This is a genomic window from Streptococcus timonensis (assembly GCF_047460355.1).
Classification (GTDB): Bacteria; Bacillota; Bacilli; order Lactobacillales; family Streptococcaceae; genus Streptococcus; species Streptococcus timonensis_A.
This window is the reverse complement of the sequence record NZ_JASHGL010000003.1, coordinates 240,187-262,475: the sequence shown is the minus strand read 5'-3', so window position 1 is coordinate 262,475 and position 22,289 is coordinate 240,187. Positions and strand designations below refer to the sequence as shown.

12 protein-coding genes are annotated in these 22,289 nt (G+C 40.4%); 1 reads left to right on the top strand and 11 read right to left on the bottom strand.

What is annotated here, in order from left to right; translation table 11 throughout:
• Positions 1-8 precede the first annotated feature (8 nt).
• A complete protein-coding gene (pbp2b, locus tag QM941_RS06460) occupies positions 9-2,054 on the bottom strand; it encodes a penicillin-binding protein PBP2B (RefSeq protein WP_414339812.1) in 2,046 nt (681 codons plus the stop codon).
• A 205-nt stretch (positions 2,055-2,259) separates the two neighbouring features.
• Here pbp2b and QM941_RS06455 point away from each other — a divergent pair, with 205 nt between their 5' ends.
• A complete protein-coding gene (locus QM941_RS06455) occupies positions 2,260-3,111 on the top strand; it encodes a MurR/RpiR family transcriptional regulator (protein ID WP_414339899.1) in 852 nt (283 codons plus the stop codon).
• 148 nt (positions 3,112-3,259) lie between these two features.
• Here the strand turns inward: QM941_RS06455 and QM941_RS06450 are convergent, their stop codons facing one another.
• From QM941_RS06450 to QM941_RS06405, 10 genes are all read right to left on the bottom strand, one after another.
• Entirely contained in the window at positions 3,260-10,039 is a 6,780-nt protein-coding gene (locus QM941_RS06450; protein WP_414339810.1) for an SIALI-17 repeat-containing surface protein, read from the bottom strand.
• A 322-nt stretch (positions 10,040-10,361) separates the two neighbouring features.
• Positions 10,362-11,246, bottom strand: coding sequence for an ROK family protein (locus QM941_RS06445; RefSeq protein ID WP_414339808.1), 885 nt, complete (start codon positions 11,244-11,246; stop codon positions 10,362-10,364).
• 15 nt (positions 11,247-11,261) lie between these two features.
• Entirely contained in the window at positions 11,262-12,179 is a 918-nt protein-coding gene (locus QM941_RS06440; protein WP_016466210.1) for a dihydrodipicolinate synthase family protein, read from the bottom strand.
• Between the two features lie 164 nt (positions 12,180-12,343).
• Positions 12,344-12,994 carry a YesL family protein gene (locus QM941_RS06435; protein ID WP_303943117.1) on the bottom strand — a complete coding sequence of 217 codons (651 nt, stop codon included), beginning with the start codon at positions 12,992-12,994 and terminating at the stop codon, positions 12,344-12,346.
• A gap of 20 nt (positions 12,995-13,014) precedes the next feature.
• Positions 13,015-13,467, bottom strand: coding sequence for a YhcH/YjgK/YiaL family protein (locus QM941_RS06430; protein ID WP_045762684.1), 453 nt, complete (start codon positions 13,465-13,467; stop codon positions 13,015-13,017).
• 442 nt (positions 13,468-13,909) lie between these two features.
• A complete protein-coding gene (locus QM941_RS06425) occupies positions 13,910-14,749 on the bottom strand; it encodes a carbohydrate ABC transporter permease (RefSeq protein ID WP_414339805.1) in 840 nt (279 codons plus the stop codon).
• 16 nt (positions 14,750-14,765) lie between these two features.
• Positions 14,766-15,632, bottom strand: coding sequence for a carbohydrate ABC transporter permease (locus tag QM941_RS06420; RefSeq protein ID WP_414339898.1), 867 nt, complete (start codon positions 15,630-15,632; stop codon positions 14,766-14,768).
• A 229-nt stretch (positions 15,633-15,861) separates the two neighbouring features.
• Entirely contained in the window at positions 15,862-17,193 is a 1,332-nt protein-coding gene (locus QM941_RS06415; protein WP_414339803.1) for an ABC transporter substrate-binding protein, read from the bottom strand.
• Positions 17,194-17,312: 119 nt separating this feature from the next.
• A complete protein-coding gene (locus tag QM941_RS06410; protein WP_414339801.1) occupies positions 17,313-18,011 on the bottom strand; it encodes an N-acetylmannosamine-6-phosphate 2-epimerase in 699 nt (232 codons plus the stop codon).
• Between the two features lie 287 nt (positions 18,012-18,298).
• On the bottom strand, positions 18,299-21,856 hold the full coding sequence (locus QM941_RS06405) for an SIALI-17 repeat-containing surface protein (protein WP_414339799.1): 3,558 nt from the start codon (positions 21,854-21,856) through the stop codon (positions 18,299-18,301).
• Positions 21,857-22,289 lie beyond the last annotated feature (433 nt).

Sequence of the window (22,289 nt, the reverse complement as noted above, 5' to 3'; positions counted from 1 at the left end):
CTTCCTTTCTAATTCATTGGATGGTGTTGGTTGTATAGATTGATAATGTCGCGAGCAATTGCTGGCCCAACATTTTTGGTTAAATTGGTATTATGAGGAAAGACTACTGCAACTGCAATTTGAGGATTTTCTGTTGGAGCATAGGCCACGGCATTGGTATTATTAGCTTCTTTTTGACCACCAGCTACATAGCTTTCAGCTGTACCGGTTTTACCACTGATAGAAACAGTGGCACCATCTGAAAACGCCCGTCCTGTCGTTAGGGGACTAGTTCCATGCGATACTTGGTAAAATCCTTGGTGCAAGATTGCCATATCTGATTCAGAAATATTGACCTTGTTGATTTCCTTGGTATTTATTGCTTGGATTAATTCCCCAAGGCCACCCTTATCATTGTTGTCGTATATTCCCTCGACAATATGTGGAGCTAGACGAACACCATTGTTAGCAATAGTTGCAACGTACTGGGCTAATTGCATCGGTGTGTAGTTATCAAACTGGCCAAAAGCATTAGTTAAATAATTAGCCAAGTCAAATTTTTGGGGGATAAATCCTGTCGATTCATCTGGCAAGTCAATCTCAGTAGAAACTCCTAGTCCATACTCTCCAAAGGTAGCACGAAGTTTACCCATAGCAGATTCAAGATTGTTGGTTCCCACTGTCATATTCGGCTGATAAGTTTGCCCCATGATTCCAAGAGCAGTTTGGACCATGTAAGCATTGGATGAATACTCCAAGGCTTCAACGGCTGTAATCGGGAAAGAACCGTAATAAGGAGTATACCAGGAATTGATAGGGGCAGAACCTTGGAAGACGATTGGTTGATCTGTCAAGGTTTGATTTCCTGACAAGACCCCATTTTCCCAGCCTGAACTGATGGTAGCTGCCTTAACGACAGATCCTGGTACGAAGACATTGGTTACTGTACCAAGTGAGTCCGTGGTCAGTTCTCCAGTCTCTACATTGTGCTTCATTCCTGACATGGCTAATACAGCACCTGTCTTAGGATTGAGGGCTACTGCATAGACACCTTCTGAATATTTAGCTCCGCCATTATCTAGTTCCGAATTAAAATAACTTTTGAGAAGGTTATCCACTCCATCTTGGAAGCTTAGGTCGATGGTTAGTTTGATATTTTTCCCCTTGCTACCTTCTTCGATATTTTTGACACTCTCTATGTCTCCATGTTTGTCAATATGGATTTCCTTAACCGTGCGCTTTCCTTGAAGGACCTCTTCGTATTGTTTTTCTAGATAGGATGTTCCAACACGGTCATTGAGGGAATAGCCTTTTTTAAGATAAGTATCGACTTCTTCAGCTGGAAGACCTGATTTTTCGCTCGAAACACTTCCGATAATGGAAGATAAAGATGTTTCTATTATTTTTCGATCCCACGAAGTTGAAATGCTAATACCAGGTAATTCCTTGGAAGCTGAAGCAATGATGGCCACCTGTGTGTCACTTAAGGGATCTGTTTGAATATTCCCAGTAGCAAAATTTCCTACAGCATTGAGTTGGCTAAAGATGTAAATCACCTTCTTTTCTTCCTCCGTATACTCTATCTGATTAGAGTCAATGCTTTCGGCGGCATTGTTATAGAGTTTAGATTCAGATAGTTGATTGCCATCTGTGTCTAAGCGCTTTTCTTTCGGAAGAGCTTCTACTGTCTTTCTATAGACAGCTGGATCGGCCAAGTAATAATCAGCTATTTGGCGTTCCGTTAACTGAGGTGAAGTGACTGTCACATAGCTTAATAGTTTTTTTGAAATATCCTTCAAATCTGTTGCAGTCATCTTGTTGCTTCTTGTAAAAGCTACCACTTGCTTAACAGTATTTTCCGCCAAGGGTTTTCCTGTTGCATCATAGATCTCCCCACGAACAGAACCCGTCGTTACACGGGTTTGGCTGGCAGACGCTAGTTTATTTTCATAGAAGTCCTTATGCAAAACTTGCATATAGAGTAAGCGCCCAATAATGGTCATAAAGAGTAAAATAACTATCGCAAACAGTAAATTAAGCCGAATCGGAATCGAATGGCTATTAAATTTCCTCATACACATCAGTCTCATTTCTAATCAAAATTACACTCTTCATTGTACCATAATTTATAGAGAAAATTATGGAAAAAGGAAAGACTTTTGATTTTAGTTAAATAGGCGCCTAATGGTCAATAGATGTGGTATAATAGAAAAAGCTAATCTTTTATTTTTCTATTTTTTAGAATTTTATCTTTTGTATTATAATCAACAAAGGAGTCTTATAAACATGCAAGATATCTCTACAATTATAGATCTTCACTTTGAAGAAATGACTGAGTTAGAGCAAGTCATTGCCCGCTATTTCTTGCAGGTAGATACTATTCATGACGACTTGTCTTCTCAGCAAGTCACCCGAAAACTACATATTTCTCAGGCCGCTCTGACACGCTTTGCTAAAAAATGTGGCTTTACAGGTTATCGAGAATTTATCTTCAAGTATCAACATCAAAAAAACACCTTAAGCCTTCCTCAAGAGGATATCAGTCCATTAACACAACGAGTTTTGAGAAGCTACACTAATCTTCGAGAAACCTCACAAGAACTTATTGATCAGGAACAATTAGAACGCGTGGCTCAAATGATTGAAGATTCAGAACGTGTCTATTTCTTTGGAACTGGAAGTTCTGGCTTAGTTGCTCGAGAAATGAAATTTCGATTTATGAGACTCGGTGTGGTCTGTGAAGCCTTGACGGATCCAGATGGCTTTGCTTGGACAACTAGCATCCTAGATAAAAATTGTTTGGTCCTTGGTTTTTCTCTTTCAGGAACAACTACTTCTGTTATAGACAGCCTACTAGATGCCAAAGATATGGGAGCCAAAACAGTCCTCTTCACTAGCGCGATGAATAAGGAAACTCCAGTTTTCACAGAAACTGTTTTGGTTGCGAGTCAGAACCAAGCTTCCTATATCCAACGAATCTCTGCTCAATTTCCAATGCTACTGATAACAGATCTACTCTATGCTTACTTTTTAGAGATTGATCGCGAAAATAAAGAAAAAATCTTTAATAGCTATTGGGAAAATAAAAAACTTAACGGCTATCGCCGCAATCAGAGAAAAGGAAAACCCTAAGTTGCTTTGCAACTTAGGGTTTTTGCTAGTTCAAAATAGTTCAACAAGTTTTAGCTAGCTAATCTATCTTTTTGTTCCTACAAGACTAACGATGATTCCTAACGCCATCTATACTCTCTCAAAGAGTAATTTTTGAGTTCTCAGTATTTTATTCGTCGTCTTTTTTCTTTCCCAACGCGGCAAATCCAAGAAGCGCTCCTACAGCACCTAGAGCTGCAAGTGTTGCAGTTTCGTTCATACCTGTCTCTGGAAGATTGTATTGACGAATTGCAGGTGCTTGATAAGTATTGCCTTGTGATACAGCACGAGCTACAATAGGCTGCTCGTTTTTGTATTCTAGGATTTCATGGACAGCAGCTTCTGAACCATTTACTCCACCTGTAAACTCTGGTTTTTCACCATGGATAAGTGCTTCATCACCATTCACTCCGCCTGTGAATTCTGGTACTTCATGAATAGCTCCGTCTGCTCCATTAACACTGCCTGCGAATTCTGGTGCCACTTCATCTCTAGCTGCTTCATCGCCATTCACTCCACCTGTGAATTCTGGTACTTCATGAATAGCTCCATCTGCTCCATTCACTCCGCCTGCGAACTCTGGTACTTCATGAATAGCTCCGTCTACTCCATTTACACTGCCTGCGAATTCTGGTGCTACATCATGTCTAGATGCTTCATCGCCATTCACTCCGCCTGTGAATTCTGGTACTTCATGAATAGCTCCGTCTGCTCCATTAACACTGCCTACGAATTCTGGTGCCATTTCATGTCTAGATGCTTCATCGCCATTCACTCCGCCTGTGAATTCTGGTACTTCATGAATAGCTCCGTCTGCTCCATTCACTCCGCCTGTGAACTCTGGTACTTCTTGGATTGCTGGATCAGTTTTACCTGATACTTCTTTCTTAGTTCCAACTAAGACAATCTCATCTTGTGCTGCTTCAACAACTTCACGAAGTTTTTCAGTACGGCTTCCATCTACTGCCACTTCAGTAAGGATACGTTCTTTACCTTCACGACCTACCTGAGAAACACGAGTTTCACCTTCTGGAAGAGTTGGATCATCTTGCTTAAGTGTCTTGAAGCCGATTGCTTCTTCTACTACTTCAAGACTTAGTAGATTATGAACTAAGACTTTATCTCCTTCAGTTGGAACAGTTGAATGTTTCACTTCTTCTTTTGGACTTGCTTGAAGTTGATTAATACCAGCTAGAGCATTTTCCAATGCCTTATCTACTGCATCCTGAGTCTTAGCTTCCTGGATAGCAGTAAGAGCTTGTTCGGCCAACTCAACTAATTTCTTCTTAGCTTCTTTATCATCGCCAAGTTCTTTAGTCTTTCTTTCAATCGCTTCGGTCAGACTTGCAATAGCCTTGTCGTAGTTAGGTTCTTCTGGTTGAGCAGGCTCTTCTGGTTTTGGATCCTCTTTCGGACTTGCTTGAAGCTGATTGATAGCAGCTAGACCAGTTTCCAATGCCTTATCTACTGCATCCTGGGTCTTGGCTTCTTGGATAGCGATAAGGGCTTTCTCTCCAAGTTCAACCAGTTTTTCCTGTGCAGCTACATCATCGACAAGTTCAGCAGCTTTTTTCTCGACTGCTACAGCCAATTCTGCAATCGCCTTATGACGGTCGACTTTAGACTCTTCTGGTTTACTTGGTTCTTCCGGTTTTGGATCCTCTTTCGGAGTCGCTTGAAGCTGATTAATAGCAGCTAGTGCAGTTTCCAAGGCTTTATCTACAGCATCCTGAGTCTTAGCTTCCTGGATGGCAGTAAGAGCTTGTTCAGCCAACTCAACTAATTTCTTCTTAGCTTCCTTATCATCGCCAAGTTCTTTAGTCTTTCTTTCAATCGCTTCGGACAAGCTTGCCATAGCCTTGTCGTAGTCGATGGTTGGCTCTTCTGGTTTGCTTGGTTCTTCTGGTTTTGGATCCTCTTTTGGAGTCGCTTGAAGCTGATTAATAGCAGCTAAAGCAGTTTCCAAGGCCTTATCTACTGCATCTTGAGTCTTAGCTTCTTGGATGGCTGTCAAGGCTTGCTCTGTTAATGCAACTAGCTTCTTCTTAGCTTCCTTATCATCACCAAGCTCGGCTGTCTTTCTTTCAATTGCTTCTGTCAGACTTGCCATGGCCTTGTCATAGTTTGGTTCTTCTGGCTGTTCTGGTGTTGGCGTATCATCTGTGCCATAATTTTCTTCCTTATCAAGGATCGTTTGCAAAGCTGTTGCTGTCTTCAGAACTTCTTGTGCATTGGCTTCACTTGCTGAAAGTTGCTCAGATAATTTATCCAAGTTTGACTTGAAGGCTTGACGTGCCTCTGAAGTATTCTTCAAGCTTGTCTGGTCAAACTTAACCAACTCATCCTTCCAGCTCTTCATGGCTTGGATTAACTCTGCTTTGGTATAAAGAGCACTATCTTCACCATAAGTGATGAACTGGTCAACTTGGATACCAATATTTCTCGTAGTATCATTACGTTTTGAATCCAATTGCAAGGTTACAGCATGCCAACCTTCTTCGAGTCCAGTCAAACGAACAAGAGTCTGACCACCTTGACGAGTAGTGGCTGTACCACTGAAGTACTTCTTACCGTTGTACTCAGAAGCATTACCTAGGCCATCTTGATACTCGACTTTTCTACCGTCTAACGTTACTTTGTAGATACCATGTCCTGGATCCACATATCCTTTGATCTCAAGACCTGTTCCGTAGAAGTAGGCTGTTACGCTGGCATTTTTCTTCTGTTCTTCTGTCAAACGTCCAAATGACGCCCATGATTCTGTATTTTGGTATTTATCAGCTGAGTTCGTTTCATGGTTCCAACCTGGACTATAGTCAAGCTGAGGTGCCTGATCGTCATAGCTTTTCTGGTCTTTTAGGAGCAATTCTGCCTTCATCACTCGAATAGTAGCTTCTGAAGCAAATCCAAGAAGGGCATTGTCAGAAACGCTAGTCATTTTCACTTTGAAGTCAAAGATTGAATCGGCTTGCTCCGTAAAGTCAATTGTCGGAATTGTCAAAGTCTTTTCTGTTTCACCGTCTTGGAAAGTCAGGTCAGCAGTTGTATCCTTGTAAACTTTACCGTGAACCCCTGTTCCTGGCTCAGTCACAACATGAACTGTCGCAGCTCCTTTGCTACCACCAACACGTTTAATGGTTACAGTAACTGGTTGGCCTTTTTGAACTTCATAGGTTGTTTCTTTCAACTCAAACATACCTTTACCAGCATTGTTGAGCGTGTAGATACCCTCAGTTGCAATAGCTTTGCCAGTTTTGTTGACAAGTTTGATAGTATGTTCACCTGGAGCCAAGTCATCTGTTTCATAAACCATCTGGCTACGTTTACGAGCTGCATTATTGGTTTGAACGTCTGCAACCTTTTGACCATCCACGTAAACGGACATTTCACCGTGGCTTGGATCCACTGTAGATACGACATAAGCCTTAGTTCCAGTGAAACGATAGGTAACGCTTGCATCTTTTTGATTGGTCCACATGGATGTTCCACGAACGCCTTCAGATTCGTCATACCAGGTTGTATTTTCTTTATCAGCCGTTGTATTTGAATGGTAATCCAATCCAAGAGGGTAACCATCCGTCTTCTCGATACTGCTTGGTGTCTTATAAACAGAGAAGTTTGTCAAAATAGGAGTTGCTTGTGAATTCGTGATAGTCACACGAATCTTTTGTGCTTCCACTGGTTGTCCTTGGACAAGACGACGATAACCAACAGTCGAACCTTCTCCATATGGAACCCAGCGACCATTGAGCTCAACTTCAACCTTAAATCCAGAGATGCGTTGCCCTTTAGCAATATCTTCTTTGAGTTCGACTACGTCAAAGCGTCTCTTTTGACCGAGATCCACAGTAAATTCACCTGTCTTGGCATCATTTGACAATGCCCAACTAGTATCATCCTTACCATCTGTTAGGTTGCTTGCTTGATACAAGTGATTCTTACGAGTAGAGCTTGCAGTTACAGTTGCTCCCTTGGCGAAGTCAGTCGCATACATTTGGTCCAAGGTTGCTCGGAATTCTTTCAAGCGCGCCACATCTGCATCTGCGAATTTACCTTCTTTATTTGGTGGAATATTGAGGAGAAGTGGCGTTCCACGACCAACCGACTTGAAGTAGATATCCATCAAATCTTTGATTGATTTTGGTTGTTGATTGTCATGGTAGAACCAACCTGAACGGATAGAAACGTCTGCTTCACCGACAGAGTACATATCTCCTTCTGGGTCTCCATGGTTGAGATATTCATTCTTCACATCGTCAGTGATTTTAGCTTTCTTGACCTTATGCCAAACTGGATCACCGGCAATCCCACGTTCATTACCAATCCAACGTACACTTGTTGGTTGAGCAGAGAAGATAGCGATATCTCCTTCAGCTTTCTTGATGTACTCGAACCACTTGTCAAAGGTATAGGTTACTTTTTGAGCTCCGCTACCACGAGCACCGTCCATCCAAACTTCGATAAACTTACCGTTATTTCCGTATTTAGGATTACCAAGGATTTCCTTGAGTTGGTTGAGATAGTATTCGTTGTACTCTTTCTCAGTTGCAACATGATATTTAGGATGGTTGGCATCCCATGGTGATAAGTAAACACCCATATTCATGTCATACTTAGTCGCTGATTTAGAGATCTCTTCGAGAAGGTCTCCCTTACCATCTTTCCACGGACTTGCAGCCACCGTATGGTCTGTATATTGAGATGGATAAATCACAAATCCGTCATGGTGTTTGACAACCATGATTGTACGTTTGAATCCTGCATCCTTCAGAGTCTTAATCCACTGGTCTGTGTCAAGGTTAGTCGGGTTAAAGTTTTGAGGATTTTCTCTACCGTTCCCCCATTCAGAGTTGGTATAGGTGTTCATACCATAGTGGATGAAGGCAGCCAATTCTTCTTTATGGTAGTCCAATTGAGCCTTGCTTGGAAGTGGTCCATAGTTTCCAATTTCTGTTTCTTCGTCTTTTGGATCCACCACTGGAGTTGCAGGAGTTACTGGTTTTGGATCTTCAATTTTTTCGTATTCAAAAATAACTTGGTTCACTCCTTTATGTTGGATTGTTGCTTCTTGGCTTGCGTTGACTGCACGGTAGCCTGCAATTTCTTTGGCTTGGAATCTGTGAACAAAGGAAACTTCATATTCTTTACCTTCATTATTGTCCACAGTTGCAGTTGCCAATTCTTGGTCGGTACCTTTCAAACGATAATGAACGTCAAAGGAACCTTTATTGACCTTATAAACAACCTTGATAACGCGAGTTCCTGCAGGAGCCTTGCTCACAACACTATAATCATCTTCCCAAGCGTCTTTTAGTTGCTTATTGACAGTTTTGCCGTCAATCGATACAATCTCATATTTTTCTTTATTCTTCTTGAAGAAGTCAGTCTTTTCAATTTCTGTTTTATAGTTATAGTCGAACTGAGTTCCAACTTCTGTCTTTTCAACAAAAGTATCGTTTTCTTTGACTGGATTATCATTTTGGTCTAGGTGTTCGACAACAACTCGTCCATAGTCAACACCTTCAAGGAGAGTTGCTACACCACTTTCATCGAAGGAATATTTGTTTTCACCGATAACAGCTGTCTTATTTCGAAGCATTTCTCCCTCTGGAGTGAAGTAATAACGATTGCCGTTATCGCCTTGATACCAACCTTTGACACCGTACTTGTCAATGATTTCTTTGACCCATGCCAATTGTTCTGGTGAGAGGACAAGCCCTCCTCCAAAGCGATCTTTTTCAGCAATGTTCGCATTATCGACAGTTCCACGTTGGTGGATCCCAATGACCTTACCATCACCGTTGATAATCCCACCACCTGAAAGACCTGATACAGAAGTCAAACGATAAGTGACACCAACTGTTCCCTTATCATCATACTTTTCAGTACCTTTAACAACACCGTCCGCCTTGTACAATTGACCTGGAACAATTGGTTCCTTCAATTCTGGAGACGTTGAATCTGTAGGGTAACCGATGGTGCTAACAGGTTCTCCAGCTTTGTATTCTCGATGTTCTGCTAAAGGAGTAAAGGTAGCTGCCTTATTTGGACTTGCAATTGAAAGTGGAACTGGAGCTACAACCAAGGCTAGGTCATTCTTATAGCCTTCACCGAATTTTTCTTTATTCCAGAAATGAATATCTTTTTCCTTGAACAAAACAGTATTTCCTGAGCTTGGCAAAGAATTATTCTTAGCAGTATTTGAACCTACATTGTAATAGAACTTAGCCGTATCACCACCACGGATAGATCCCGCATTAGTATCTGCATCCTTGACCAAGAAGTTGTGGGCCACTGTCAAGATGACATTTGGAGCAACAAAGATACCTGAACCTGAGTTAAGGTATCGCTGACTACCGCCATTGGCCAAAGGTGAGCTAAAGATTGAATAAACCATAGTAGCAGATGTAGCTGGTTGACCTTCATAATTGATATGCTTAAGATCTTGTCCGCCATTGATAATGGCTCTATTTTCTTTTCCAGCTTCAGATGGAGCTGCTTCTGTAGGTTTCAAAATGCTCTTAGTCTCTACTTGTGGGCTTTCTTTTTCTGATACGATAGCTGCAGTATCCACTTTTTTCACTGGTGTATCAGGATAAGCACGATCAGGGATTTCTTCAGGGAGTAAATCGCCAGCCACTTCAGCAGTTTTTCCTTCCTCTGCCACTTTCTCGACAGTAGGTTCTGTTTTCTCAGTTACTTCTTCTTTGACTGCTTCTTCTTTTTCATGATCTACATCTGCCACTTCTTTTACTTGACTATCTACTTCAAGTTTTGGTTCTGTCACAAGTTCACTAGCCGCAACATTACCAGATGTAAAAAAAGCAAGACCGACTGCTACAGAAGCAACACCAACAGTCAGTTTACGAATACTAAATATTCGACCTTTTTCTAAAAAATATTGTTTCATCAAATACTCCTAATCTTCTAGAGCAGTCAGCTACTGCCCGAGCCCAGTGTTATCTGGCGACAATTTTTGTTTGATTCCCTAGCTTAAAATTCTTTCTCTGAGCTATTTATTTTGAGTAAATATAAGGCTGTAGAAATCGCTTACATTTTCAAACAATAAAATAATGCTTCCATTAGCAAGAATTTTTCTAGAGTTTTCGCATTATTATAAATATACTATGTTATATTAAAAAATGCAAGGGTTTTCAAAGTTTTAACTAGATTTTTACTAAATGATCATTTTACTGTTTATGACTAAAAAATCCTAAATTGGCAAGGCCAACTTAGGATTGTTTTGTTTTGAAGTGATAGTAAGCTCCAAGCATACCCGCAGTATTTTGATGACGCGCAAACTCTAATCTTGTTTTTTCCGCTAAACTTGGAACAAGCGCATCTTTCAGAGCTGTACGAATTTTCGGTTTCAAAATCGCTTCCTGCCCCATAATACCACCACCTAGTATAACAACCTCTGGATTGGCAACATAACAAATATTAGCAAGACCTTTTCCAAGATAGTCTACCATACGGTCAATTCCCTCCATACAGAGTTTATTGCCTTCTGTAGCTTCTTTGAAAATTCTACGACCATTCCAATGGGCTACTTCTTCACCATGAGCCTTAGCTACATACTCAACCAAGGCAGTTGTAGAAGCTAAATCTTGGAAAGCCCCATCTTGCATATGCATATAGCCAACTTCACAGGCAGAATTACTAAATCCATGGAAAATCTGGCCGTCAATGATTAAGCAACCGCCGATACCTGTTCCGATGGTCAAACAAAGCGTTATTCCTGCACCTTTTCCAGAACCAGAAACAGCTTCTGCTAGCCCTGCACAGTTGACATCATTTTCAATTTCACAAGGAACTTGGAAACTTTCTTCAATTTCTTTTTTAAATTGAGTCCCTGCATAGTTTGGGATCTGTGGACCAGCATAGAAAATCTCACCCTTATCAGGATCAACCATTCCCGCTGAGGAAATAGCCACACCTGCCACTGGTCCTTTTTCTAGATAGCTAGCTACAATTTCTTTTGTTTTTTGTAAGATATGTGGACCACCCTTATGAGCCTCAGTTGCTACTTCGTGAGACTCTACAAGTTGTCCATCTTGGTCAATCAAACCATATTTGATATTAGTTCCACCAATATCAATTGCAACGTAATTAGTCATAAAACCTCCTATTGATTAGAGGAAACGCTCCTTAGTTTCACGAATCAATTGAGCAGCTGCTTCTACAACTGGACGATCTTCTTCGGTCACTGGTGTAAGTGGAGAACGAACTGATCCGATATTAAGTCCTTCATTGATTTTCAAGACTTCTTTGATAACACCGTACATGTTTCCATGTGCAGCAGTCAATTTACCAATGATAGCGTTGATAGCATATTGCAATTCACGCGCTGTTTCTAGGTCTTTATCTGCAATCAATTGGTTGAGTTTCAAGAAGAGTTCTGGCATAGCACCATAAGTACCACCGATACCAGCTTTAGCACCCATGAGACGGCCACCAAGGAATTGTTCGTCTGGACCGTTAAAGACGATATGATCATCACCACCAAGACTAACAAAAGTTTGGATATCTTGAACTGGCATTGAAGAGTTTTTAACACCGATAACACGTGGATTTTTCAACATTTCTGTGTAAAGACTTGGAGTCAAAGCAACACCTGCCAATTGAGGAATGTTGTAGATAACATAGTCTGTGTTTGGTGCAGCAGCACTGATATCGTTCCAGTATTTAGCAACTGAGTACTCAGGCAAACGGAAGTAAATTGGTGGGATTGTTGCGATAGCATCTACACCCAAGCTCTCTGCATGACGAGCAAGTTCGATACTGTCTTTAGTATTGTTGCAAGCCACGTGTGCAATAATTGTCAATTTACCTTTAGCAACTGCCATGACTTCTTCCAAGATCAATTTACGGTCTTCTACACTTTGGTAGATACATTCACCTGAAGAACCGTTGACATAAAGTCCTTGAACACCTTTATCAATAAAGTATTGCACCAAAGCACGAGTACGTTCTGGGCTTACTTCGCCCGCATCATCATAACATGCGTAGAAGGCAGGAATGACACCTTCATATTTTTTTAAATCTGACATAGATTTCTCCTAAGATTTCTTATTATCTGCTCTGAGCAGATGATTTTTTACTATTTTAGTATACACCTTGTGAAAAGCGCTTTCAATACATCTCAGCCACTTAGATTTTAATTTCTATTCATCTCTCGTAGCTTTTCATGCTTGAAAGTAGTTTCATATCATTTTCAATCTGCTTGATATTTAGCAAACAATTTTTCCATTAATCCAGCTTGGCAAAAGGCAAGAAGACCAAAGCCAAAGAGTAGAAATGCTGAACCACCAAGTACGAGCGTAAAGCCTGATAGATAGAGAAGCATAATGATTAATAAAATAATCGCAAGCATCAAGAAGAACCACACGAAGTTAAAGCTGACCAGGAGCAACCCCTTTTGGAGCACTTCTTTCCAAGTCAAGTCATAGCGTGCTGCAATAGGATAGCTAGCCAACATAACCAGAGTTAAAAATATCAGAATTCCCAAGCAAATGGCTTTAATGAGCTGGAAGCCTAGGCCTGTTTGCCCCCAGAATAGAGACAAGTCAACTACGCTAATCAGAAAAATTCCTAGTTCCAACAAACCTAACTGGAGTCCTAATTTCAAATTTTGCTTAAAGGCTCTCATATACGTTTTAAAAACAGGAACACGACGACTACTCTTAACTTCGAAGATTGTCTGATAGAGACTAATTTTTGCTACTCCGATCGTCACAATAGGCAAACAAGACACAACAAAGAGTAGGTTGACCGTCACGATGTCTAAAACCTTCTCACAAAATCGCATAAGAAAGTTATCCGTATCGAATGCTGCTTTTATCAATCCAGATCCTTTATGTGCCATTGTTTGCTCCTCCTAACTGACTAATCGATTAAAATTTTAAATAAGTATTTGCGAACTTTATCTTCCATACCTGCATAACCATTAGGTTGATGAGGTTCACCTGGGAAAAAGACTGCAAAATTGTGATAACCCAATAAAAGTGGGTATTGTTCATGACAATGGACAAAGCCAATATCGCTGGCTTCATCAAAGGCTACAGCCTCATCTTTAACACGAGAACCATAGCTAGAGTACTCATGTCCTTCAACTAACAAATGCAAATCTGCATAGTTTTTATGATGCTCAAAGCGATCATTTTCTTCTTGGTTAAGAACATTTTCTTGCACAACTAGAAAGACCTTATCTCCATCAATCTCGTATTTTCCTAATTCAAAGCTATCTTTACGATGTTCATAGAGATAATCAATGGCCTTATCGAGATTAGGATGAATTCCTTTGTAAAAGCTAATGTTTTTTAAATCATCAAAAATCATAGTAATTTCCTTCGCTTCTGATGCTTATTTCCAATTTGATTTATCTTTTTATAATTTCCCTTAAATAGTGCGGACGGAAGGTAAAATTATCCAGTGGATGATTTTAGAAAACCATGAAATGAAAGACCTAATTTTTGAGCTCCTCGCTCATTCATTTCTAGGCTCAGGCTAAAATAGTTCCCCGAACTATTTTACTCTCAAAAATTCCGTCCAGGATAAGTACAACATACTTATCTTGGATACCACTAAAATGGGAAATAACTATTCTAAATAGTATCTAAAAAGTCAAAAATCAAGTTTATAAGTGTCTAACAAAACTTCGTGAAGCAAGCAACTCCTCTCCATTTTGTAGACACTTATATATCCTGTATTCTCTTAGTCTATCAACGATACTTCTGCATATTGATAAACAAATTGTACTATATTCAATTTTCGCAGAGTACTATCCTTTGACAGCTCCCATAGTAATCCCTTGAGTGAAGGATTTTTGGAAGACAAGGAAGACTGTTACGATTGGCACAGCTGCAAGGGCAGCCCCTGCCATGATCAAACCGTAGTTAGTTGCCATCTCGGCCTGCATAGTCGCAACCCCGAGTGAGATGGTCAAGTTTTGACGTGAAGTCAACATTACCAATTGCATGAAGTAGTCATTCCAAGTATTGATGAAGGTAAAGATTGCGAGAGCTGCAAATCCAGGTTTCACGATTGGGAAGGCTACGCTCCAGAATGTACGAATTTCCCCACAACCATCAATTTTAGCTGATTCAAGCAATTCTGTTGGAATGTTTTCACTGAACTGTTTCATAAGGAAAACCCCAAAAGGCCATCCAATCAAAGGCAAGATTACAGCCCAAAGGGTGTCATGGATTCCCATAAAGTTGACAATACGTACCAAAGGCACAAGGACAACTTGTTTTGGAAGAGCCATAGCTGCAATAAAGATTGCAAAGAGAATACGTTGACCGTAGAAACGTTTCTTAGCTAGTACATAACCTGCAAGTGAAGAGGTTGCACAGACTAATAACATAGTCACCAAAGAAATGAAAACCGAGTTCCACATCCATTGGATGGCTGGGTTTTGAACCATTAGTTGTTCAAAGTTCTCCATTGTTGGAGCTTTTGGGAACCATTGTGGTGGAATCATAATGGTATCCGGTTGTGATTTGAATGCACCTGTCAAGATCCAGTAGAATGGAAAGATAAACAGTACAGTCAATAAGAGCAAGAAGATGGTTGAAATAACAGTGAAGGCTGTTAAAGGTTTCTTTTGTGTAGATTGCATAGCTGTCTCCTTTCTATTAGTATTCTACGTCGTTTCCAAGTACTTTAAATTGAACAAAGCTGACGATGGCAATCATAACTGCCAAGAAGACACCGATTGTGTTGGCATAGCCATACTCAGTCAATTGGAAGGCTTTCTCGTAAAGGTAGTACATGAGAGTACTTGTTGAGTAGTTTGGACCACCGGAAGTCAAAAGCTGAATCAAAGCGAAACACTGGAATGAGTTGATGGTTGTGATGATTGCGATATAAAGAGTTGTTGGAAGAAGGCTTGGCCATTTAATCTTCCAGAAAACTTGCAATTCTGTAGCTCCATCAACACGAGCCGCTTCAACTAGAGAGTTGTCGATATTTCCCATTGCCGCGATGTAAAGGATGATCGGCTGGCCAACAGATGTTGTCAAAAGGATAATCATAATCGCCATCAAAGCCCAGTTTTTATCACCCAACCAAGAAATGTTCTGGCTGATGATGTGGCTTGACTTAAGCACAAAGTTCAAAATACCTGATAGAGGATCATAGATCCATTTCCATACAACCGTTACGGCAACACTACCAGTAACTACAGGTAGGAAGAATACGAAACGATAGAATGAACGAGCTACCGCATTTTGTTGATAAGTCTGTGATGCTACAAAGAGCGAGAAGAGTACAACAACCGGTACAGAACCAATAACTAAGATTACAGTATTGATTAAAGACTTCATGAAAACTGGGTCTTTAAACATACGAATATAATTGTCTAAGCCTATAAACTCAAAGCTAGTCATCGAATAGTTAAAGAAACTAGTGATGAAGCCCATAATCATAGGAGCTAAAACAAAGATGGTAAAGAATAATAGAACTGGTGCTAAGAAAGCATAGGAAACAATAGTTTCCCTCATGCGGATTTTATTGACTTTCACAGTCGGCACCTCACTTTCAATAATTTTTTGTTATCTGTTATCCGACAGGATTTAAAATCAAAATGAAATTTTTTTCAAGATAAGCTTATGTAAGAACTTCATTTTAATTTTGATCCAATCAGATTCTTACATTATCAAACAAAAGTCCCCCTTTTCGTACACCTCTATGCACAGGGAAAAGGGGGCTGTCATGTTCATTTAGGACTTATTATTTTGCTGCTTTTTTAATAGTTTCGTTTGCTTTTTCAGTGAAGGCTTTCAAAGCTGCTACTGGCTCTTCGTCGCCATTAGATACGGATTGCAACATTGGGAACCATAGAGTTCTCATTTCAGCGAATCCATCGATTGTGTTGTAGTATGGAGAGTAGTATTGAGTCCAACCACTGATTGTTTCCATACGTTTGTCATCGTAAAGTTTACCAAATGAAGTACGAACTGGGAATGCTCCTGTACGAACTACGTCTTTAGGCCCCCACTCTTTATCATCAGCGATGAATTGGATGAATTTCTTAGCCGCAGCAACTTTCTTTTCATCCTTGTTGTTGAATACTGCAAATCCGTTTACAAGGTATTCAAGAGCTGGTTTACCAGAATCAGATGGGAATGGAACTTCTACCACTTCAACTTTACTTGCTTCCAAGAGTTTAGCTTGAATACCGTTTTGAGCTGGTGCCCAAAGGATTGTGTATGATGTTTGACCGTTTGCAAAGTTTTGGATGTCTGCTCCACCGTCAAATTGTGAACCGTTGTTCAACAAACCATCTTTAATCCAGCTAGTTGCTTTTTCAAGACCTTTGACGAACTTAGGATCGTCAGTTGTGTATTTAGTAACTTCTTTGTCTGTTACAGAACCGCCGTATAGGTTAGCGATGAAGGCACGTGTTCCTTGGTCTCCCCCTTGACCAGAACTGAACAATGAACCTGGAGTGTATCCTTTGTCTTTAAGTGCTTTCAAGACTTTTTCAAAATCATCTGTTGTCCAACCTTCTTTAACAAGGTTAGCTACACCAGCATCTTCCAACATTTTCTTGTTCATAGCCATGTAGAATGGTGCAGAACTGATTGGATACATGTATGCTTTATCACCAGCTTTACTTGCTTGGATGATATTATCATTGTTTACATCTTTAACAAATTCGTCTGTGAAGAGGTCATTCAACTCAGCCAATTTACCATTTTTACCGTAATTGATGATACGACCTGGTGCATCGAAAAGTACATCTGGAGCAGTTCCAGCTTCGATAGCTGTCGTGATTTTTTCAGGTCCAGACTTGAAGTCGATTGTTTCTAGTTTAACCTTAATATCTGGATTTGCTTTTTCGAAAGCTTCGATGATAGATTTTTCATAAGTTCCAACACCGTCACCAGATTTTTCTTGAGTGAAGACTGGGAACGCCCACCAAGTGATTTCAGTTGTTGTTGTTGCTGCTGCATCACCTGATTTAGCAGCATCTTTTTTAGCGTCAGATTTGCCGCAAGCAGCAAGAGATAGAACCGCAGCACCTGCAAGTACTGTACAAGCTAATTTTCTAAATTTCATGTGTATTCTCCTAAATATTATTTATCGTATCCAAATTGGATAATGAGCAATGTAGTTCTTGTATACGTTTTCATTTATTTCTACGAATTCACCACTCTCCTCATTTTTAAATGATTGTGTTACTTAAGACCCGAAACAAAACGCTCCGTAATCTCTTTTGGTCTAGTAATAGCGCCACCTACAACGATGCCTCGTACTCCGAAACCGTGGATTTTCTTGGCTTGTTCTGGTGTGTGAATCTTTCCTTCTGCGATAACGTCTACGCCTGCATCACAGAGTTTTTTAATCAATTCAAAATCTGGGCCATCTACTTTTGGACTGTAAGATGTGTAGCCTGATAAGGTTGTTCCGACAAAGTCAATGCCTGCCTCAACAGCTGTTAACCCCTCTTCAAAGGTACTGATATCAGCCATCAAGAGTTGATCTGGATATTTCTCCTTCACTTGACGGATAAAATCTTGAATATCCAAACCATCATAACGTTCTCGCTTGGTGCAATCAAGAGCAATGACTTCAATATCAAGAGCTGCTAGTTCATCAACCTCCCTCATAGTGGCTGTGATAAAGGGCTCTTGTGGTGGATAGTCACGCTTAATGATTCCAATTATTGGAAGTTTTGTAACTTCCTTAATTTCCTTGATATCTCGAACACTATTTGCTCGAATACCTACTGCGCCTCCTTGCTCAGCCGCTTTGACTAGCAAGGGAATGACCCCTCCCGCTTCTGTATAAAGCGGTTCGTGAGGAAGTGCCTGACAAGAAACGATGATTCCGTCTTTAATCTGTTCAATCAAAGCTTCTTTACTGATTTGTGGCATCCACTTTCCTCCTTTTCTTTTTTCTTATGAGCCTATTATATACCATTTTTAAAACGCTTTCAATATTTTGTAATAGAATAGGTTGAAGTTTCAAAACAATTTTATAGAACAGCTTAAGCTGAAAGTAGTTTCAGAGCATTTTTTATTCCTCTGTTCATAAAAACTAGACTGTATATAATTATAATACAAGGTCCATCTAACTAAAGAAGTCGTAACTAAACTAGGGTTACGACTTCTTGTTTACCAATAGAAAATTCTCATTATACAACTTTCAATTGGGATCTATTTTAATTTTCTTTTTTCTTACCAATGGTGAACATACCAAGAAGCATTCCTACAAGTCCTAGACTTGCTAGAGTTGCTGTATCTTCACTTCCTGTTTCTGGCAGTGCCTGTTGACTAGCTGCTGGTGCTTGGTAAGTCTTACCTTGTAACATTGCAAGTGACACAAGAGATTGCTCATCTTTGTAATCTAGAATTTTATGGACAGCTGCTTCAGTGGCATTCACTCCACCTTCAAAAGCCGGTACTTCATGAATTGCGCCAGAGTCGCCATTTACGCTACCTTCAAAAGCTGGCACTTCGTGAATTGCGCCAGAGTCGCCATTTACGCTACCTTCAAAAGCTGGCACTTCATGGACTGCACCAGAGTCGCCATTTACGCTACCTTCAAAAGCTGGCACTTCATGGACTGCACCAGAGTCGCCATTTACGCCACCTTCAAAAGCTGGCACTTCATGAATTGCACCAGAGTCGCCATTTACGCCACCTGTAAATTCTGGGACTTCGTGAATTCCTCCGGATTCACCATTTACGCCACCTTCAAAGGCTGGGACTTCGTGAATTGCGCCAGAGTCGCCATTTACGCCACCTTCAAAAGCTGGGACTTCATGGACTGCACCAGAGTCGCCATTTACGCTACCTTCAAAGGCTGGGACTTCATGGACTGCACCAGAGTCGCCATTTACGCCACCTTCAAAAGCTGGGACTTCATGGACTGCGCTCTCGCCTTTAGCATTCTCTTCAACGGTCAATTCCGGAACTTCATGAATTGCTCCCTCTGCACCATTTACGCCACCTGTAAATTCTGGGACTTCGTGAATTCCTCCGGATTCACCATTTACGCCACCCTCGAATTCTGGTACTTCATGCACTGCTGCTTCGCTACCATTTACTGATCCAGGAATACCTGCTCCTTCAAGATTAACTGGAAGGTTGTGCATACTCTCAATTACTCCAGAAGCAAGTCCAGTTATTTCTTGACCAATATCTGACTTGTCCATTGTAAATAGCAAAGTCTTAGTATCATACTGGGTCATGAAGTTTACTTTTTTACCATTTGCCAACTGAAGTGTTGGTACTTTGTTAACCAAAACTTCTGAATCAAATTCTACTGCAAGAATTCCTGGCCATTTTTCAATAACATTTTTAACTTTGGCTTCTTTAGGAGAAATTCTTTCCTTCGTTAAGAAATCCCAGTTGAATTTCTTGAAGGATAGAGTATAAGGATTGCCACCAGCTTCATGATGTTCGTACAAGAGACCAAATTCTTTTGGCCCTATCTGTTGAAGTGAGTTATAGGCATACTCCCCTTCTTGAATCAAATGATGGTGCAGCCAAGTCAACTCGCCATCTTCTTCTACACGAGCCACTCGAATGTAACCATTCTTACGACCTGGTCCATTAGCATTTGCTAGAAGGATATACTCCTTACCATCTTGAACCGTATGAGTCGCCGCCATTTGAACATAAACATCGGGTACATCATAGCGTGCTACATAGTTGTCCCATGTAATACCACCATCATTACTTGTCGCAACTTGCAAATCACCTGTCAAACCACGCATAAAGAGTTTCAACTGACCATTGTTCAGCTGAACAACTGAAGCCTCCGTATTTTGAGCATAGTAATTGTTCATGTTGCTTGAATCAACTACTGTGCCATCATAAAGTGTACGGTTATCATTGACACCGCCACCCATATGCCAAGTCTTACCATGGTCATCTGAGTAGATGATACGAGATGATTGAGAACCATTAAGGTGGTTTGTTCTATTCGTCGTATAGACAGGAATGACAATCCGACCTTTATGAGGTCCATTCTGGAGGGTAATTCCCACTCCAGGTCCCACACCTAAGAATTTCATCCAATCAGCTTTGACCATTGGGGTAATATCTTGTGGCGCAGACCAAGTCTTACCATCATCATCACTGTAAGACATCCATAGGTAGCTGTCTTTAGCAATTCTAAATGGAGAAGTTTTATTACTTGTAAAGTAGATATTTCCTAGTAACTGCTCACCCTGATAAAGATCACCTTTATCGCTATAAGCCGGCTTGACAGGATTTACAACAACACGGTAATCCGTTGCCTGACCTTCTGGTGTGTAGACAACACCATTTTCACGAATAGTATAGGCACCATTTTCTCCTTCACGATAGAGAATTTGGTAGGTTTTCCCATCAATTTCTTTATAAGCTTCCTCTTTTTCAGCTGACATCCCAAAGATACCTTTTCCTTCTGGGAACATATCATAGACTGAAAAGATTCGTTTGGTTTCAGTATCTTGGGCTAAAACCATATCGATATTTACTGGTGAACCAACAGATGGATCAGTAGCTTTTGGATTGTCGCGTAGATTCGTAAGTGTGATACGATCTCCCCATGTTTGACCCTGATCTTCACTTCGTTTGACGACCATACCGATATCTCCCCAGTCATAGTGGTGCAATCGACGTTCGTCAGCTCCAGCAATCAGAGTGCCCTTGTCAGTCTTAAGGAGGGCTGGAATACGATAGCTATTAATACCATCTGGATTTGACTGCCCATTTTTACCAGCTTCAAAGACATCCTTTTTATCTGTTATCTCAGCTCCTTCTGGAAGCTTTTTCTCTAATTCGGATCTTTCAAAGAGGTAGCTACGATTTTGAACCTCTTCTGGACTCAAGGCACGATCGTAAACAGTTAGATTACGAACTTGTAAGCCTGCCCCCCAAACCATACTTCCTGCACGATTTGTGGAACCAATTTGTGCATGAGTCACATCAGGCATATCTTTGATAAACTTACTAGACTTGAGACTTGTACGAGATAAAACACCGTTAACATACAGACGAACTCGTCCATTAGGAAAGTCTGTAGTCGGTTTTTCAACTGTAAAGGTTACTGAGTTCCACTGACCTGGTTTGACTGTTAATGGTGCGTCTGTGTATCTATCATAAAATTGGTCACCGTTTTGATCGCGGCCCTCAATCAAGGCAACATTGTTGTAAACAGCCATGGTGAAATATTCATTTCGAACCGTATCACTCGACACTGAGAACAGGTTGTAAAATGCTGGTGCAGATGCATCTGGCTTGAACTCCATATGAACGGTTGCGTTTTGAAGTTCTTTTAGCTTATTCAACTCACCAGTCAAGTCAATTCTATTGCCATTTGAAGTATCTGTCTCTACATCTTCTTTTTCAAGAACAGTATTGGCGTTCTCTAACTCTCTAGCATAATAGTCACGTGGAAGCGAAGCTGGATCTTTTTCCGTTTCTCTAGTTGCTTCTGCCGTTTCTGCTATTGCAGTTGTATCTGTTCCAGTATGTGCTTCTGTAGATGTATGTGTAACTGTATCTACCCCATTAGACTCCGTAACATTCTTTTCGATATCTGCGACTTTTTCAGTTTGACCCTTGTCTACTCCAAGTTCAGTAGTCTCATTACTGGTAGTTGTTGATTCTTGAGCTAATACTGGTGACGCACCGAAAACAACTGCTCCAATCACGACCGAAGCTGTCCCAACTGCAAATTTACGAATTCCATATCGTTGTTTTTTTTCAAAATGACTATGTTTCATTTCTTTTCCTTTCACCTCGAAAATAAAGCGCTTTCTTTTTTGCTTAAAATTTTTAGTCCTTCTAACTAAATTCAAAAATAAATCTATTTGACAAATGAGTCTCCTCATTTTTTTCATGCTTTCTCTCGCTGTAACGAGCATTAATCTCTTTTATTACTTAGTTAAAGAGAGATTTTGCTTCTCCTTTCATTTTTATCCTACCTTCATTATATAATAAAATTTCACATTTTTAGATAGATTAATATATAACAGATTTTACTTTCAAGAATGTGAGCTGAATTTTATTTTTTCGAAACTACTTTCTGGTTTTTGGAGTAAATTCCTCACTTTTATCAGACTACGCTCGAGGGGCATCTTTTACTAAGCGATATTTTCAATAGATCTAGCCTTAAACTTCTTCCTCCACTCTTTTAATACCCAAATAAAAAGCCGT